Origin of the sequence: Pseudomonas cichorii (genome assembly GCF_015471405.1) — a bacterium.
Taxonomy (GTDB): domain Bacteria; phylum Pseudomonadota; class Gammaproteobacteria; order Pseudomonadales; family Pseudomonadaceae; genus Aquipseudomonas; species Aquipseudomonas serbiensis.
Genome location: NZ_BLVZ01000006.1, coordinates 368,518 through 386,890, shown reverse-complemented (window position 1 = coordinate 386,890; position 18,373 = coordinate 368,518). Strand labels below are relative to the sequence as shown.

The 18,373-nt window shown below is 59.3% G+C and carries 6 protein-coding genes; 4 read left to right on the top strand and 2 right to left on the bottom strand.

Features of this window, described 5'->3' with window-relative positions; genetic code table 11:
* On the bottom strand, positions 1-6,824 hold a 6,824-nt coding region (locus JL015_RS11730), incomplete at its 3' end, for a non-ribosomal peptide synthetase (RefSeq protein ID WP_201018594.1).
* Positions 6,821-10,234 (bottom strand): non-ribosomal peptide synthetase, encoded by a 3,414-nt coding sequence (locus JL015_RS11725; protein ID WP_201018593.1) that lies wholly within the window; start codon positions 10,232-10,234, stop codon positions 6,821-6,823. The genes JL015_RS11725 and JL015_RS11730, both read right to left, overlap by 4 nt.
* Positions 10,235-10,600: 366 nt before the next feature.
* On the opposite strand from JL015_RS11725, the gene tssI reads away from it, so the two are divergent.
* The 4 genes from tssI to JL015_RS27680 are packed head-to-tail and all read left to right on the top strand — an operon-like array spanning position 10,601 to position 18,361.
* The gene (gene tssI, locus JL015_RS11720) at positions 10,601-12,670 is read left to right on the top strand and encodes a type VI secretion system Vgr family protein (RefSeq protein ID WP_201018592.1); all 2,070 of its coding nucleotides are present in this window, start codon (positions 10,601-10,603) and stop codon (positions 12,668-12,670) included.
* Complete coding sequence (locus JL015_RS11715) at positions 12,667-15,906, top strand: hypothetical protein (protein ID WP_201018591.1); 3,240 nt, start codon at positions 12,667-12,669, stop codon at positions 15,904-15,906. Before tssI ends, JL015_RS11715 begins: the two co-directional genes overlap by 4 nt.
* Positions 15,903-17,147, top strand: coding sequence for a hypothetical protein (locus JL015_RS27685; protein ID WP_236250201.1), 1,245 nt, complete (start codon positions 15,903-15,905; stop codon positions 17,145-17,147). The genes JL015_RS11715 and JL015_RS27685 overlap by 4 nt, the downstream gene beginning before the upstream one ends.
* A complete protein-coding gene (locus tag JL015_RS27680; protein ID WP_236250200.1) occupies positions 17,144-18,361 on the top strand; it encodes a hypothetical protein in 1,218 nt (405 codons plus the stop codon). Before JL015_RS27685 ends, JL015_RS27680 begins: the two co-directional genes overlap by 4 nt.
* The last annotated feature ends 12 nt before the right edge of the window (positions 18,362-18,373 follow it).

Here is an 18,373-nt window from a genome sequence, read left to right as displayed (position 1 = left end):
TGGTCGCCAAAACGCTCGAACCATGGGATCAGGCTGGTGACGTCCAAAGCTTCGCCGCCAAACACAACAGTACGCAGTGCCAATGGCGCTTGAGATTCACACGCCACCCGCATCAACTGCTTGAACGCCGATGGCGTCTGGTTCAGCACCGTGACGTTTTCCTGCGCCAGCAAGGCATGGAAATCTTCCGGCGAGCGGCTGACGTCGCGAGGCACGATCACCAGGCGACCGCCGTGCAACAACGCGCCAAAAATCTCCCAGACCGAGAAGTCGAAGGCGTAGGAATGGAACAGCGTCCAGACATCCTGATCGTCAAACTTGAACCAGTCATCGGTGGCGGCAAACAGGCGCATCAGGTTGTGATGCGGCAACAGCGTGCCTTTTGGCTTGCCAGTCGAACCCGAGGTGTAGATCACGTAGGCCAGGTTATCCGGCGTCGTCAGGTTGACCGGGTTGCTGTCGGCATAACCACTCAGGGAATCGCTCAGCGACAAGGTCTGCACCTGCGGCGGCAGCGGCAGGCTGGCCAGCAAGTGATCCTGAGTCAGCAACAAGGCAATGCCGCTGTCATCCATCAGGTAGTTCAGGCGCTCAGATGGGGAATCCGGGTCCAGCGGCACATAGGCGCCACCCGCCTTGAGAATCGCCAGCAGGCCGACGATCATTTCCAGGCTGCGCTCCACCGCCAGACCGACCCGCACATCCGGGCCAACGCCCTGCTCGCGCAACTTGTGAGCCAACTGGTTGGCGCGACGGTTCAGTGCATCGTAGGTCAGTTGCTCATTGCCCAGAGTCAGGGCAATGGCCTGAGGCACACGAGCGGCCTGGGTTTCGATCAACTGGTGAGCGCACTGCGCGCTTGGCCACGCCTGCACGGCTTGCGTCCAGCCGGTGGGCAATGCCAGTTCGCCCAACGAGGCCGATGGTGCAGCGCTCAGGGTTTGCAGCAAGTGATCGAAATGGCTGGCCAGTTGCGCCACGGCCTCTGCACCAAAGTGCTGGCAGTCGTAGCTGAAACGTACCGACAGCACATCGGCAGCCTCGACAACCAGCGTCAGCGGATAATGCGCCTGTTCCTGATTGTGCAACCCACTGAAAGCCAAGCCTGCCGGGGCCTGTTGCAAGGCTTCGGACACCGGGTAGTTCTCGAACACCAGAATATTGTCGAACAACGCCTCGCCGCCGCTGGCCGCCAGACGCTGGATTTCGTACAGCGGCGTGTGCTCAAACTCGCGCAGGGCAAGGTTCTTGGCCTGCACGTGCTGCACCCAGTCAGCGACGGTCTGTTCAGGTCGCGGGCTGGCGATGACCGGCAAGGTATTGATGAACAGGCCAAGCTGCTCTTCAACCCCTGGCAAGTCCGCCGGGCGTCCTGCCACGGTTGCGCCAAAGGTCACGCTGGCTTGACCGGTGTAGCGCTGCAACAGCAACAGCCACGCCGATTGCACCAAGGTGTTGAGCGTCACGCGCTGCTCGCGGGCAAACTCGCTCAGGCGCTGGGTGCCGGCAGCATCGATCAGGTGGAAGTAATCGCCATAACCCTGCCCGCCTGCACTGGATTTAAGCGCCTGGACCAGACGGGTCGGCTCGTCCAGTTCGGCCACCTGTTCCGTCCAGAAGCGCTCGCTGGCCTGGGCATCCTGGCGTTGCAGCCATTCGATGTAATCGCGATAACGGCTACCCTGCTGTGGCAGCGGCTGGCCGCTGTAGCGTTGCAGCACTTCACCCAACAGGCGCGAACTGCTCCAGCCGTCCATGAGGATGTGATGGCTGGTGTAGATCAGGTGATGGGTATTGTCCGTCGTACGCAGCAGCGCCAGACGCAACAATGGCCCCTGGGTCAGATCGAAGCCTTTCTGGCGGTCGGCCTGCGCCCAGTCATCCAGCCATGTCGCCTGTTGTCCGCGAGCGTCCAGCTCAATGAACGGCAGGGTTGCCTGGCGCTGCACCACTTGCAGCGAGTGCTCAAGATGGCTGACGAATGCACTGCGCAGCACCTCATGAGCATCCACAGAAGCTTGCCAGGCAGCCTTGAAGCGTTCGACGTCCAGACCCGACACATCGACGCGCAACTGGTTGATGTAGTTGCCCGCCTCATGCTCGAAAAGGCTATGGAACAACATGCCTTGCTGCATCGGTGCCAGCGGGTAGATATCGTCGATATTCGCGGCGGCAATCGGCAAGCGGTCCAACTGCGCCTGAGTCAGGGCCGCCAGCGGGAAGTCCGATGGCGTAACGCCCTGCTGGCCATTGAGACAGTGTTCGATGACCTCTGTCAGCGCCTGCTCGTACTGACGCGCCAGTGCCTCGATGGTCGAAGCCTGATACACCTCGGCACTGAATGCCCAGTCCAGTTGCAACTGTCCATCGAATACCTGGCCATTGATGCTCAGCCAGTTGCTCAACGGCCCGTCTTCACTCAAGGCATGGCCGCAGCTGTCCGCGCTCGGCACAAACAGCGCGCCGTCACGTTCACTGAAGCTGCCGTCGAATTGACCCAGGTAGTTGAAGGTGACCTGCGCTTGCGGCAAGGCAGCCAGTTCACGACCAAAACCGGCATCGCCCAGATAACGCAGAACGCCATAACCGACGCCCTTGTTCGGCACGGCCCGCAATTGCTCCTTGATGCCGCAGATGCTGGCGCCCGTATCGGCCTGCGGTGTCACCTTGACCGGGAACAGGCTGCTGAACCAGCCGACAGTGCGGCTCAGGTCCATATCGTCAAACAGGTCTTCGCGGCCGTGCCCTTCAAGCTGGATCAACACCGATGGCTGCTGGCTCCACTGGCACAGCACCTGCGCCAGCGCGGTCAGCAGCAGGTCGTTGACCTGAGTCCGGTAAGCCGCTGGCGCTACCTTGAGCAGCTTGTGGGTGAGGTCTTTGCTCAGCCAGGACGAAGCATGGGCAACGTCACGATTGCGCTGCGTCCCTTCGGGATTATCACGGGGCAGCGGCTGGATATCGCCACTGAGGGTTTGTCGCCAGTAATCACGTTCGGCAGCCAGGGTTTCGCTGGCCGCATAACGATGCAGTTGCTCGGCCCAGGCCTTGAGAGAGCTGGTCTTGGCAGGCAACGCCAGGGCCTTGCCGGTATTCAGGGCGACATAGGCTTGTTGCAGGTCTTCCAGCAAGACACGCCACGATACGCCGTCCACTACCAAGTGATGGATGACCAGCAGCAGGCGCTGTTCGCCTTCGGGCAGGCTCACCAGCACTGCGCGCACAAGCGGGCCGTTCTTCAGGTCCAGGCTGCGCTGGGCTTCGTCGGCCAGTTCGGTCAGGCGCGAAAGATCGTCCAGCTCATGCACCCACAGCAGGTCGCGGGTGGACAGCGGCCCGAAGGTCGCCTGCCACTCGCCATCCTGTTGGGCAAAACCCAGGCGCAAGGCGTCATGTTGCTCGATCAAGGCCTGCAAGGCGGCCAGCAGATGACTGGCTTCCAGCGGGCTGTTGGGCTTGAGCATCACCGACTGGTTCCAGTGATGGCGCTCGGGAATCTTCATCTCGAAGAAGCGTGCCTGGATCGGCAGCAGCGGCAGGTTTCCGCTGACCTGCTCGACCACCGCAGCAGGCTTCTTCTGGATCAGCTTGGCCACCGTCGCCAACTGGGCGATGGTCTGTTTCTCGAACAGTTGCTTGGGGCTCAGTTTGAGGCCCTGACGCTTGGCACGGGCGATGATTTGCAGGCTGAGGATCGAATCCCCCCCCAGCTCGAAGAAGTTGTCGGTCGTGCCGACCTTATCCAGCTTGAGTACATCGGCCCAGACCGCCGCGAGTTTTTCCTCGATCTCGCCGACCGGTGCGGTATAGCGCTGTTTGACCACGCCCGGCTTGGGCAGCGCACGCTTGTCCAGCTTGCCGTTGGCGGTCAGCGGCAGACGCTCCAGCACCACGAACTGCGCAGGCACCAGGTATTCCGGCAGGCTGGCGGTCAGTTGTTCGCGCAGGTTTTCGACCTGCAACGTCGTGCCCGCAGCGGCCACGCAATAAGCCACCAGTTGCAGGCGGGACTCGTCACCTTCAACCGCTTGCGCCACCACCGCAGCCTCGGCCACTGACTCGAAACGCAGCAGTACCCGCGCCACTTCGGCAGGCTCCACGCGATAACCGCGCACTTTCACCTGATCGTCGCTGCGACCGATGAATTCCAGCAGCCCCTGACGACTGCGACGCACCCGATCACCGCTGCGATAGGCGCGCTGCCCTTCACCGGCAAAGGGGTCCGGCACAAAGCGTTCGGCCGTCAGGCCCGGTTGCCCGAGATAACCCAGCGCCACGCTGTCGCCACCAATGTACAACTCGCCCGCAACCTGTTCGTCGCTCAGGTTCAGCACATCGTCCAGCACGTAAGCGTGAGCACCCGGCAACGGCGTCCCCACCGGCACGGAGCGGGACGGATCGATGGCCCGGACTTCATGGGTCAGCACACCGACCGTGGTTTCACTGGGGCCGTAATGGTTGATGAAACGGCAGCCCGGCTTGAGCTGACGAACCTGCTCGAACAAGCCTGGCGGACAAGCCTCGCCGCCCACGATCAGCGCATGCTGTGGCAGTACGTCAGCGGGATTGGCGGCCTGCAACAGGGCCGCAAGATGGCCGGGCACGATTTTCAGCACGCCGACGCGATGCTCGGCCATGTACTCGGCAAAACCGTCCGGGTCGAAACCCAGGGCTTCGGTCAATACATGCAACGGACGCCCGGAACACAAGGCACCGAACAGCACGGTATGGCCCAGGTCGGCGGCGATGGTCGAGACCAGTGCCATGCTGGCGTTCGGCGCCAGCTCCAGACGTTCAAGCAGGCCGCGCACATAGCTGGCCAGCGCGCCATGGCTGACCAGTACACCCTTGGGCTGGCCAGTGGAGCCGGAGGTGTGAATCACATAGGCTGGCGACTGTGCCGAAACCTCAATAACCGGACTGCTCACAGACTGGTGCTGCCACTGCATCGGCGCATAGGCCAGGCCCTGACAGCCAGCGACTGCCAGCGAGGTCTGGCGCTGATCGCCTTCGGCACACAGCAGCACCCGCGCACGGGCACCCTCCAACATCTGTTGCAGGCGCGCATCCGGCGCCTTGACGTCCAGCGGCATGTAGACGCCGCCCGCCTTGAAGATCGCCAGCACCGCCGTGAGCCATTCCAGCGAGCGCTCCATCAGCACTGCCACGGGCTGGCCTTCGCCCACGCCCAGGCTCGCCAGATGATGTGCGAGGCGGTTGGCCGCCTGATCCAGCTCGGCAGTGCTCAAGGTATGTTCAAGGCAACGAGCGGCCAAGGCATGGGGCTGCTTCTCGACCTGAACATTCCATTGTTGCAGCACCTGCGCAGCAGGTTCACGGGCAACTTGCGGCTGCTGGACCGGCAACGCGCCCAGACTGAACAAAGGCGCTTCGGGAGCCGCCAGCAAGGTTTTGAACAGCTCCAGCAAGGCAGGAATGAAGCCCTCGATGGTCGAGCGCTTGTACAGATCGCTGGCGAAAGTCATGTCGCCATGGATCAACGTGCCGTCGTCGGTGATATCCAGCGCCAGATCGAAATGCGCGCCATCCTTGTGGAACTCATACTCGCTGACTTCCAGCCCCGGCAGCTTGAGCGCCACTTTCTGCTTGAGGACCACGTTCTGGTTGAACTTGGCCTGGAACAGCGGGTTGTGACCCAGGCTGCGCTCCGGTGCCAGTTGATCCACCAGTTGCTCGAACGGCACATCCTGATGAGCCTGGGCACCAAAGGAAGTCTCACGAATCCGGGCCAGCAGATCGAGATAGCTCAGGCGTTCGTCCACTTCGCAGCGCAGCACCTGAGTGTTGATGAAAAAGCCGATAAGGCCTTCGGTTTCAGCCCGGCCACGGTTGGCATTGGGTACACCGATACGGATATCCCGTTGCCCGGCCTTGCGGGACAGGAACAGGGAAAAACCGGCCAGTACCAGCATGAACAGGCTCATGCCCTGGCTACGGGCAAAGGCGTTCAGTTGGCGGGACAGGTCGAGGCCGAAGTCGAAGTGCAGGCGCTCGCCCTGAAAGCTCTGGGTCGCAGGCCGCTGAAAGTCATGGGCAGCCTCCAGCAGTGGCTGCTCATCACCCAGTTGCTGACGCCAGTAATCGAGCTGCCGCTCGCCCTCGCCCGCCTCCAGCCATTTGCGCTGCCAGATCGCATAGTCGGCGTACTGCAAGGGTAATTCCGGCAACACAGGTTCACGGCTCTCGCTGTAAGCCTGATAGCAATGCACGAACTCCTGAATCATCACATCCATCGACCAGCCATCGGAGACGATGTGGTGCATGCTCACCACCAGCACGTACTCGTCGGCAGCCAGGCGGTACAAGCTGGCACGCAGCAACGGCCCCTTTTGCAGATCGAACGGCTGACGGGTGCTCTGCTCGACCTGCTGAGCCAGCTCGATCTCGCGCACATCCACCGACAACGCCGACAGATCGACACGCTCCAGCGCCACATGCTGGTTGTCGAGAATCACTTGATGCGGTTGATCGCCTTCGGTGTGGAACACCGTGCGCAACACTTCATGGCGCTCGATCAGATGATCGAACGAGTGCAACAAGGCCGACTCGTCCAGCTCACCGCGCAAACGCAGGCCGGTGGTCATCTTGTAGGCATCGCTCAGCGGATCAAGCTGCCAGAGAAACAGCAGACGCTGTTGTGCGAAGGACAGCGGGATCTGCGCAAAATCATGACGACTGACCGGCACCGGCAACAGGCTGAAGTCCTTGCCTTCCTGGCGCAGCCTGGCGAGGAACTGTTGACGCTGTTCGAGGGGCAGCCCGACAAAGCGTTTAGCGATACGTGCAGCAGTAGTCCCGGTCATGCGCCAAATTCCTCCAGTGAATCCATGAACTGGTCCATATCGCTCCAGTCGTTGTCGGCCATGTCATCGGTGAGCAAAGCCACTTCGGCGGCCAGATCGCTCAGTACAGGTTTCTCGAACAGCGTGCGCAACGGCAGGCTGACACCCAGTTGCGTCTTGATCCGGGCAATCACTTGCGCGGCCAGCAGGGAATGACCGCCCAGCTCGAAGAACTGGTCGTCCAGACCAACCTGAGGGACGTGCAGCACTTCCACCCAGATGGCGGCCAGACAGACCTGCAACTCGGTTTGCGGTGCGCGGTAAGTGGCTTGCAACTGGCTCGGATCGGGAATCGGCAAGGCCTTGCGGTCGAGCTTACCGCTGGGGGTCAGCGGCAGGTTCGGCAACAGCAGCAGATGAGTCGGCACCATGTAGTCCGGCAGGCTGGCTTGCAGCTGGGACTTGATGTTCTGACGCAACGCCGCCTGTTCGGCATCGCCGGTTGCAACGGATTCTGGAACCAGATAAGCCACCAGTTGCGTGCTGCCGGCCAGTGGCAGCGCCAGAACCACCGCTTCGCGAATGCCGGAGCACTGCTGCAGGCGCGACTCGATTTCTCCCAGCTCGATCCGGAAGCCGCGAATCTTCACCTGATGATCGACGCGACCGATGTATTCCAGCGCACCATCGGCTCCCAGCCGCGCCCGGTCGCCGGTGCGATAAAGCCGTTCACCCGCCACGAACGGGTCGGCGATAAAGCGCTCGGCGCTCAGTGCCGGCTGGCCGTGATAACCCCGGGCCAGACCCGGCCCACCGATATACAACTCCCCCACCGCGCCTTGCGGCAGCAGGTTCAACTGGTCGTCGAGCACGTAAAGGCGACGTCCCGCCAGCCCCTGACCAATCGGCACGCCACGCCAGGAAACGGCTTCAGGCGTCAATGCGCTGCAATCGTAGATGCTCGAAACCACCGAGGCCTCGGTCGGCCCGTAAGTGTTGAGCAGACGCACATTGCCCAGCCCGGCCTTGCGCCACAAGCGCAAACCTTCAACCGCCATGGCTTCGCCGCCCACGTGGATCTGACGCAACGCGCCATAGTGAGCGGGTGGCCGGGCAGCGTAATCCTGAACCAGCGTCAGCCAGTACGCGGCTGGCAAGTCCGCCAGGGTAATACCGTACTCGACAACCGCCTGATGGAAAGTGGCACTGTCCCAGAGCCGATCATCGCGCAGCACCACACAGGCGCCATTGCAGAGCGGCGGATAGAACTGCTCCACAAAGCCGTCGAAACTGTTGGTTGCGAATTGCAGGACCTTATCGCCTTCGCGCAAATCGCTGTAGGCCGCCCCCAGGGTGACGAACTCGGCCAGCGCCCCATGACTGATGGCCACGCCCTTGGGACGACCGGTGGAGCCGGAGGTGTAGATCACGTAAGCCAGATTGGCCGGATCGACGTTTACATCCAGATCATGTTCAGTGGCTTCAGCCTGCCCATCCAGCAGGTCCAGACACAGGCACTGGATATCACCCAGCGGCGGCAGGCTCGCCAGCAGCTCGCTGCGGGTCAGCAGCCATTTGAGACCGCTGTCCTGCAACACATGGCTCAAGCGCTCGGTTGGTGTCTTGGGGTCCAGCGGCACATAGGCCCCGCCCGCCTTGAGAACGGCCAGTAACGCCACGGCCATTTCCAGCGAACGGCCCAGCGCAATGCCTACCAATACGTCAGGACCAACGCCCTGCTCGCGCAAGCGATGAGCCAGACGATTGCTGAGTTTATTCAGGTGTTCGTAGCTCAGGCCGGGAGCCTGGCGTTCGCCCGCCATGACCAGAGCCTGAGCCTGGGGCGTGCGCTTGACCTGTGCCTCGAACAGACGATGCGCGGGCGTGGAAATGCTGGCTCGTGGCGCGGCATCCACATCCAGCAACTGCTGACGCTCTTCAGCCGCCAGCATCGACAACTCACCCACCGACTGCTGCGGATTGGCACAAGCCGAGGCCAGCAGATTGCGCCAATGCCCGGCCAGACGGGCGATGGTCGCCTCGTCGAAGATATCGGTGGCATAGGTAAAGGCGGCATTGAGCTGTTCGCCTTCACCACTGGTGGCCAGCATCAGGTCGCTGGCGGCAGCATGGGCACGCCCGGCGGCGGCCTGTTGTTCCGCTGGCAGATTCGCGACCCGCAGGCCGCTTTCCAATTGCTTGTCCAACAGATCGGCAACCACCGGCTGATGGTTGAACATCACCTGGAACAGCGGGTTATGGCTCTGACTACGCTCAGGCTGCAAGGCATCGATCACGGCGTCGAACGGCAATTCCTGATGCGATTGCGCGCCCATCGCCGCCTGACGCACGGTCTGCAACAGATCGACAAAACGGGTGCCCGCCGTCACTTCGCTGCGCAGCACCTGGGTGTTGATGAAGCAGCCGATCAGGCCTTCGGTTTCACTGCGCGTACGGTTGGCAATCAACCCGCCGACGCGGATATCGGTCTGCCCGCTGTAGCGATGCAGCAGGCTCTTGAAGGAGGCCAGCAACACCACGAACAAGGTGACGCCCTGGCGCTGGGCCAGGGTTTTCAGGTCGCGCAACAGCGCAGTATCCAGCGAGATTTCAAGACGCGCGCCCTGATGCGTCGGCAACGCCGGGTGTGGCCGGTCGGTGGGCAGCTCCAGCACCGGATGCTCTTCACCCAGATGCGCACGCCAGTAATCGAGCTGACGTTCCTGCTCACCCGCCTCCAGCCAACTGCGCTGCCACAACGCATAATCGCGGTACTGCACGGCCAGCGGATTCAGTTGCAGAGGCTTGCCGGCAATCAGCGCATCGTAGCCGCGCAACCATTCATCGATCAGTACATTCATCGACCAGCCGTCGGTGATCATGTGATGCAGGTTCAACAGCAACACATGCTCCTGCTCTTGCAGACGCAACAGGCGAATGCTGAACAGCGGGCCTTTTTCCAGATCAAAGGACTGCTCGGCCTGCCGGGCCATTTCCAGATGCGCCTTCGACCAGCGCTGCTCTGCTGGCAAGACGCTCAGGTCCAGCAATTCGATGGTCACCGGCGCAGGCTCGGCCACCCGCTGGAATGCACGTTCCCCCTCCTGACCGAAGGTCGTGCGCAGGCTTTCATGGCGCTCTACCAAGGCACTGAATGCCTGCTCCAGCACCGCAACATCCAGCGAGCCGTTCAGGCACACCGACATCGGCAGGTTATAGGCGGAGCTTTCAGGGTCGAGCTGCCAGAGAAACCACATGCGCTGCTGGGCATAGGACAAGCCATCACGCTCAACAAGCCCAACGCAGGACGGGATCGGGAACAACGAAAAGTCCATGTCCTCCTGGCGCATACCGTCGAGAAACAACCGACGTTTTTCAGGGGGCAGCTCGACAAAACGGCGAGCCAGTTTATGGGCGTGTTCGGGATTCATGCATTGGGTCCTTGCTGAATAGGCCTGACCATGAGGCTTGGTCGTATGAACAAGAACGAATTGGAAGCAAAATATTTAACGGAAATTAATGGTCGGTAGCACATCGCCCTTATGCGCAAAAACATGCGCATGCAAAAACGCTAATAATCGCTGTAAGCCTCGTATTTAAAGGCTTTCGATCACTGCGCAAAGAATTGCGCGGGTGCGCAAGCTCTTGCGCACTTTTTGCTGAAAAAGTCGCCTCTTTTTCAAGCAGCCAAATGCCATGTGCTTGTATTTGCTGGATAAAAACCAGTCGGCATGATTTTTGACATACGTCTCTCCGCTCAACGGGCGTTATTGCCCATACAGACGGAGGAACAAGGGATGTCCGCACCCGCCCATCAAACACATTTCAGCCTGCATCTGGAGGACGTCAGACATGACTTTCAGGTGCTGGCCTTTACCGGCACGGAGGCCATCAACCAGCCCTTTGCCTTTGAGCTGGAACTGGTCAGCGAAAACCAGGCGCTGGATCTGGACAGCCTGCTCAATCGCTCTGCCTTTCTGCAGTTCGGCCCCGACGACGCTGGCGTGCATGGCTTGATCGACCGTATCGCTCAAGGCGACTCCCGCAAGCGACTGACCCACTACGCCATGACCCTGCGACCGCACCTCGCCTACCTGGGCCATCGCATCAATCAACGCATCTTCCAGCAACAGTCGGTGCCGGACATCATTGCCCGGATCCTGCAAGAGCACGGCATCCTGGCCGACCGCTATCACTTTCAACTCGGTCTGCCGTACCCGAAACGCGAGTACTGTGTGCAGTACGACGAATCGGACCTGCATTTCATTCAGCGACTCTGTGAAGAAGAAGGCCTGCACTATCACTTCCAGCACAGCAGGGCCATGCACCGGCTGGTATTCGGCGATGACCAGACGGTCTTTCCCAGGCTAAAGCCGCTGACCTATCGACAGGACAGCGGGATGGTCCCCGATGAACCGGTGGTCAAGCGCTTCAATGTGCGTCTTGAAACCCGCACCACTCGCACCACGCGGCGGGATTATGACTATCAGAAACCGCTGGTTCCCCTTGAAAGCGAAGTCCAGAACAAAACCCTGCCCGACCTTGAGGACTACGATTACCCCGGCCGTTTCAGCAACCGTGAGCGTGGCAATCTTCTGGCCCGACGGGCACTGGAACGCCACCGCCATGATTACCGCCTCGCCGAAGGCCATAGCGATCAGCCACGGCTGGTCAGCGGCCACTTTCTGGAACTGGCCAGTCACCCGCAGAAAAGCTGGAACCAGCTCTGGCTGCTGACCGAGGTTCGTCACGAAGGCCGCCAACCGCAGGTGCTGGAAGAGTCCGCTCGTCCTTCTGACTGGCAGGGCTATCGCAATACCTTCAGGGGTACGCCGTGGGACGCTTTCTATCGCCCGCCTCTGCGCCATCCCAAGCCACGCATTCAGGGCAGCCAGACCGCCATGGTCACCGGGCCCCAGGGCCAGGAAATCCATTGCGACAAACATGGCCGGATCAAGGTGCAGTTTCACTGGGACCGCGAGGGCCAGCAGGATGCCAAAAGCAGTTGCTGGCTGCGGGTGTCGTCCGGTTGGGCGGGCAATCGCTATGGCGCTGTCGTCCTGCCACGGGTCGGCATGGAGGTGCTGGTGACTTTTCTGGAAGGCGATCCCGATCAACCACTGGTCACCGGCTGCCTCTACCACGCCGAAAACACTCCGCCCTACAGCCTGCCCGAACACCGCACCCGCAGCGTCTTCAAGACGTTGAGCAGCCCCGGTGGCGGTGGCTCTAACGAGCTGCGCATCGAGGACCGCAAGGATCAGGAACAGATCTTCATTCACGCCCAGCGCAACTGGGACCAGAGCATCGGCCATGACCAGAAGATCCATGTCGGCCATGAGCGTCACGACCGGGTCGAGGCCAATAGCTACAGCGAATTCAAGGCCGAGGAACACCGCACCGTCAACGCCGACCGCAAGGTGGAAATCAGAGCAAACGATCACCTGAGCATCGCTCAGGTTCAGCACATCAAGGTGGGAGTGGCGCAGCTCGTAGAAGCCGGAAAGGAAATCCACATCAAGTCCGGCGACAAGCTGGTGATCGACGCCGGGATGGAGCTGACCCTCAAGGTCGGCGGCAGCTTTATCAAGATCGATCACAGTGGCGTGATGATGAACGGGCCATTGGTCAGGACCAATGAGGGCGGCTATCCAGGCATCGGGACCGAGGCGCCGCCAGTGCTGCCCGTCGCTCCAAAGGCGGCAGATACATCCGCTGCCGGCAGGAAACCTGTGACAGTGCCGTCCACCCCCAAACCTGAAACACCCACCTCCAGCCAGGGCCCCGAGGCACTTATCGTCGATGTCTGGGGCGATCCCGATCATGGCAGCCAGTTGATCCTGACGGGGCCGGAGGAGCAGCCATGAGCACGTTCAACGACAAGCCCATCACCCAGGGCACACGCAAGAAAACCGAGTACCTTGATGACCAGAATGCGCAGCTGGCTCTGCAGATTCCCCGCACCGACGGCGGCATGCTGCAAATCCCCCTGCTCCCCGATGCTCAAAGCACCCGGGAAGAGGAAACCATTCAGCGTAATACGCTGCTCTCCGTCCTGCCCCTGGCTCGCCTTCCGGGCTATGACAAGCCCGATGAATCCCCCAGGGGCGGCTTGCCTCGGCGAGGCCGCATTTATGTGTTCTGGCGCAACGTTTTATGGCGAGAGCTGGAAACCGATGGCCAGGGCCAGTTGTTCGAGGTGGATGTCGCTCACTGGCGCAGTGTCGCGCAGCAATTCGGCAATGCCGACCAGCGTGACCCGGTGGCCGTCCAGCAGCAGGTGATTCTGCTGCCAATGTTGTTGCAGGGTCGCTTTGTCGCCGATCAGTTGCGCATGGCTTACAGCGAACTGCCCTGGAGCTGGGAGCACATCGAATGGCTTGAAAGCGATGCCAACCGGATCAAGGTTCGCTGTCAGCATATTGCGCGGATCTGGGACACCGCTGTCGTGGGTTCGGAGCACTGGAAAACCACACAGGACAACCCGAGCCTACCGGTCAGCCGTATCCGCAAAGGCTTGCGAGCCAGGGATTTCAATATTGAAAGCGCCCTGCAGGACCCTCTGGATTTCACCCCGGAGTTTGCGACGTTCAGCGATGAGACATTGCTCAAACGTTTGCAGAGCCGCCAGGAGCAATTGGCACAACACCTCAAACAGCAACCGCCTGCGCCACTGCCCGACGTGGAAGCGGGCGTCGATCTGCTGGACAGCTACCAGTTGCGGGACAACACCCATCTGGTCGCCCTCATTCTTGAAGACCCGCTGTTTACCGTTCGCCACGCGACCGCCCAGATACGCGACTGCGTTTCCTATCTGCAAACCTTGAACGCCCTGATTGCCTTCCAGCCACACGGCCGTTATGCGCAGGTGCTGTATAGCGCTGTGGGTGGAAATTACGCTTACCTGAAAGGCCGGATTGACCTGCCGAGGTTTTATGAAACGGTGTTCGAGCAGGAGCGCAAGTTCGGACGCAAATCGCTGGCCGCACATCTTGCGCGACTGGTCGACGTGCTCGACAAAAAACTGCCCGCCGTCCTGATGGACTGGACCCATCGCCACGACGAAGCGTTGCTGGAACCTTACAGCCTGATGGCAAATGCTCTGGGCGCGCTTGAGTACACGCCTGCTCAGGCGGATGCCTTGCTGACCGGCATGGACGTTACAGAGCTGGAAACCTCCATCAGAACCCTGGTCAAGAACATCCTGCAGGCCGAGCACCCACTGGGCGCCATGCTGCTGGCCACAGACGCCGGGCAACCTCCCGAACTGCTCAAGCGCCTGATTGCCCTGCGCGACCTTGATCAACCAGCCGAGCCACAAGCCATGGGCCTGAGCACCCTGATGCTCAGCGCCTCCTTTGTCGACAAAGTGGATTGGCCCGCCCTGGGCAAGACCTTCGCGTACTTCATGGGTGACCTGCTGGATATTTTCGGTGCCAGCGTCGTGGCGCAACTCAGTCGGCTGTCCAGCAGCAGTCTCAAGATCAAACTCTACCGGCTCTTCATGCCGACCTTTAACACCCTCTCGGCTCTCTCGAAAAAGATGGCTGAAATCCGCCTGATGCCCATGGGCGAAGCACTGGCCGGGAACTATGTGGTCATCGGCGTTCATGGCGCAGGCTTGCGCAGAGGCCTGACCGACAGCGAACGCAGCGAACTGACCCGCAAGAACTACCGCTACGCCACCCTGCACAGCCAGTCCGGCGAAACCCTGGGCAGCACCAGCGCCAAAGGCCAAGGCAAGAACGCGCCCATGCTGCGCAATGTCATGGTGCTTGCCATCCCTCAGGGCCACCCCGAACTGGCGCACTACAGCAACTTCCGGGTGAACTTTGGGGCGCTGACTCAGGGGCTGGAGAAGACCAGGGTGGTGCCTACGTTGATGGTGGGGTTTGCGGTTTTTAACTTGGTGGTGCAGGTGGATGCGGTTGAAGAGTTCAATGCTAGTGAAGAAAAGTTTCGGGGGGCCTTTGGGGTGGGTAGCGCTTTAGCTGATCTTGTTGTAGCGCTAGGAGGACATAGCAAACTTCTTTTCGGTAAAGCCACCGAAAACGCACTAACTAGGCCGCGCATCAACGTAGCAAACGTTTTGTCGCGCTGGGCAAAAAACCTCGAGAAGCAGACAGGCAGCCCCAAGCTGCCTCTTCTTCGAGCCATTGGCGGTTCAGCCACACTATTTAGCGCAGCAATAAGCGCTTGGGACAGCTATCGAAACTATAACGATGGTAATTACGAGCTATCAGCAAGTTATGCAACCATTACAGCGGGAAATTTAATATGGCTAGCCTATACCATAGGCCTTACCATCAACCCCTTTGCGCTTTTGATCGGGGCAGCACTGGTGATTGGCGGAGCAGTGCTTGCCAATATATTTGATGACGATGCAATCGAACTTGCCGTGCGTTATGGCCCCCTCGGCACAGACTCTGCCGCTGAAGATTCGCCTGAAGACTTTCTACATTTAAAAGATCCGTTCATTGCCTATCAGCAATTAACGGGGCTTCTGTGCAAACCCGAGATCAATGCAATGCGACTCGGCGACTGGCGCAGAAAAGCCCCAGCACATCATCTTGAGGCACTGTTAAACGCCGACCAGCAACGCAAGCGCCCGACAAACACATATTGGCAAACCATCGCGCCCGACGCCAAGGCACTGGACGAGCAGGATTGGGTGGTGACTTTAAGTACCCCACTTCTGGGGATGCTCAGCAATAACACTCAACACTTTCAACTGCTGGCCCATGAATTTCAATCAAACATGGAAACCGGCAGGGCCTTCGCTAACAAGCACTATCACTGGCAAAGGGCGGGCAACCCAAAACTGGCGGCGGTGCCACTGGATGCAACCACCGCTCTGTATGTATTGCCCTCCTTCATTGAAACCACCTTTCCCATCAGCCGCACCGTCAGAACCGAAGGGCTGAGAATCAGTACCCAAATCGAATTGCATGCAGAACCGGGCAGCCCGCCTTTGCTGCTTCCGCAACCCCACCCCAAAAAGTGGACGCCTTTTACGCCTGCCCACCGCCGAGCACCCAATGGCAACCCGGAGAGCAACCCTCCTCTGTATTGGCAAATCGAAACCATCGAGAACCGTATATGAACGCAAATATTGATACTACCTACGCCAATAGCGCCTATCGCAGCGACAACAAAGGATCACTGCCGCCACCAAGATGGTACGTCCATCTCAACCGCAATGGCCTGTTCAACACGCATCTTGCCTTTGGTCATTACGCCGGGCTGGATTCAGCTACGGAAATCACTCTGCAACTGGAGTGCGAAGAACATCTGATTTATCAGAAGCAGAAAGTGGGTGGTGAAAAACAGGAAGTGTACTGTGATGCAAAACGCTGGCGATTTCAGAACTCCAGCAAGATACCGCATATTTTATTTACGCTTAAGCTAATGAGCTTTTTCTTTATATGGGCTCTTTGGGGTATGGGTACTTTCTATTCAGTAATTCTTGAACTGGCATATGGAAACGTGACGACTGAAATCGCTGTTTTAATAGCCGCGCTATCAGTAGGCTTGATGGTTACGTCTCTCGCCCTGTACATGACCGAAAAAAAATCTGTTCATTACATTCAAATTGTCGGACTCCTTATCTGCACTGGCCTTGTCTTCTGGCTAAAAGGCTCTCTCTTCGGCAGTAGCGAAATGCATATTTTCTTCTGGTTAGGCACCCTCCTCTACTTCATGGGCGCCATCGGCTTCGACTGTCTGCTCTGGCTACACAGCAAGGTCAGCCGCCACGACGGCAGCGAGTTCAATCGGGTAGACGGCATGGTGCGTTTCAAGCGGCGTTTTCGGCGTTTGTTTGTCGCGCCTTTCGAGGAGTTCGATCCGGTGCTGACGTTACTGCCCAGCGGCTACGGCTCTCATGACTACACGATCACGCTGTATCACCGCTACACCAACAAGAAGATATCTCTGGCAACCAAGATGCATTCACTGGGGCTGGATCAGGCGAATACCCTGGCCTTCTGGGATTGCCTGCAACGCTATATGGACGTCACCCAACCTCTGCCCGACCTTCCGGTGCTGGAACAAAGCCGCCATCTGGACCCCGTCACCGCCGCCCACGATACCAGCACCGGCCGCAACCCACGTCGCTGGCGCGATCAAGCAATAACAGGCTGGAAAACTTCGGGAGAAAAGAAACTCAACGAGCAATTGCAACGCTATCCCTGGCAGCAACAACCCTGCGTGATCAAAGCCCGCCTGAGTGAAGAGCTCACCATCGAAGCCTGGTACCGCGCTCAGGAAGCCAAGGGCATTCAAGCGACGCCCAAGGCTGAGGACTTTGCGCGACGCGCTGATTACGACGAGTCACAGATATGAACGCCTACGCCAATAGCGCTTATCGCAGCGACAGCCAGGAACCACTGCCGCCACCAGGATCGTATGCCCATCTCAACCGCAATGGCCTGTTCAATACACACCTTGCCTTCGGTCATTACGCCGAGCTGGATTCAGCTACGGAAATCAGTCTGCAACTGGAGTGCGAAGAGTATCGGGTCTATCAGACGCAAGAAGAAGCGGGCAAAAAACAGGAGGTGTATTGCGATGCAAAGCGCTGGCGCTTTCAGAACTCCAGCAAGATTCCGTACATATTATTTACATCTAAAATAATGTGCTTTTTCTTTATCTGGGCTGCTTGGGGGGTAGGAGTTCTACCTTTTATTAGAATAGGCTCAGAAGAATCCAGCGTAGAGTTTATGGCTTTTATGGGGGTCATATCTGCAGTTTGCATGGTGGTTTCCCTAGCTCTTTACATGACTGAAAAAAAAGCGGTCCATTACATTCAAATTTCCGGAATTTTCATCTGCGCAGCTATCGTCCTCTGGCTACAAGGCACTCTCTTCGGCAGTAGCGAAATGCATATTTCCTTCTGGTTAGGCACCTTCCTCTACTTCATGGGCGCCATCGGCTTCGACTGCCTGCTCTGGCTACACAGCAAGGTCAGCCGCCACGACGGCAGCGAGTTCAACCGTGTAGACGGCATGGTGCGTTTCAAGCGGCGTTTTCGGCGTTTGTTTGTCGCGCCTTTCGAGGAGTTCGATCCGGTGCTGACGTTACTGCCCAGTGGCTACGGCTCTCATGACTACACGATCACGCTGTATCACCGCTACACCAATAAAAAGATCTATCTGGCGACCAAGATGCATTCACTGGGACTGGATAAGGCCAACACTCTGGCCTTCTGGGATTGCCTGCAACGCTATATGGACGTCACCCAACCTCTGCCCGACCTTCCGGTGCTGGAACAAAGCCGCCATCTGGACCCCGTCACCGTCGCCCACGATGCCAGCACCGGGCGCAATCCACGCCGCTGGCGCGATCAAGCAATAACAGGCTGGAAAACTTCGGGAGAAAAGAAACTCAACGAGCAATTGCAACGCTATCCCTGGCACCAACAACCCTGCGTGATCAAAGCCCGCCTGAGCGAAGAACTCACTATCGAAGCCTGGTACCGCGCTCAGGAAGCCAAGGGCATTCAGGCAACGCCCAAGGCTGAAGATTTTGTGTCGCCGCCTGACTTTGAGAACGGCTAAGTGAAGGCCTGC

Bases quoted from the DNA above. Each gene is read 5' to 3' on its own strand.
- tssI (WP_201018592.1), top strand. From the start codon at position 10,601: ATGTCCGCACCCGCCCATCAAACACATTTCAGCCTGCATCTGGAGGAC.
- JL015_RS27685 (WP_236250201.1), top strand. From the start codon at position 15,903: ATGAACGCAAATATTGATACTACCTACGCCAATAGCGCCTATCGCAGC.
- JL015_RS11725 (WP_201018593.1), bottom strand. From the start codon at position 10,234: ATGAATCCCGAACACGCCCATAAACTGGCTCGCCGTTTTGTCGAGCTG.
- JL015_RS11715 (WP_201018591.1), top strand. From the start codon at position 12,667: ATGAGCACGTTCAACGACAAGCCCATCACCCAGGGCACACGCAAGAAA.
- JL015_RS27680 (WP_236250200.1), top strand. From the start codon at position 17,144: ATGAACGCCTACGCCAATAGCGCTTATCGCAGCGACAGCCAGGAACCA.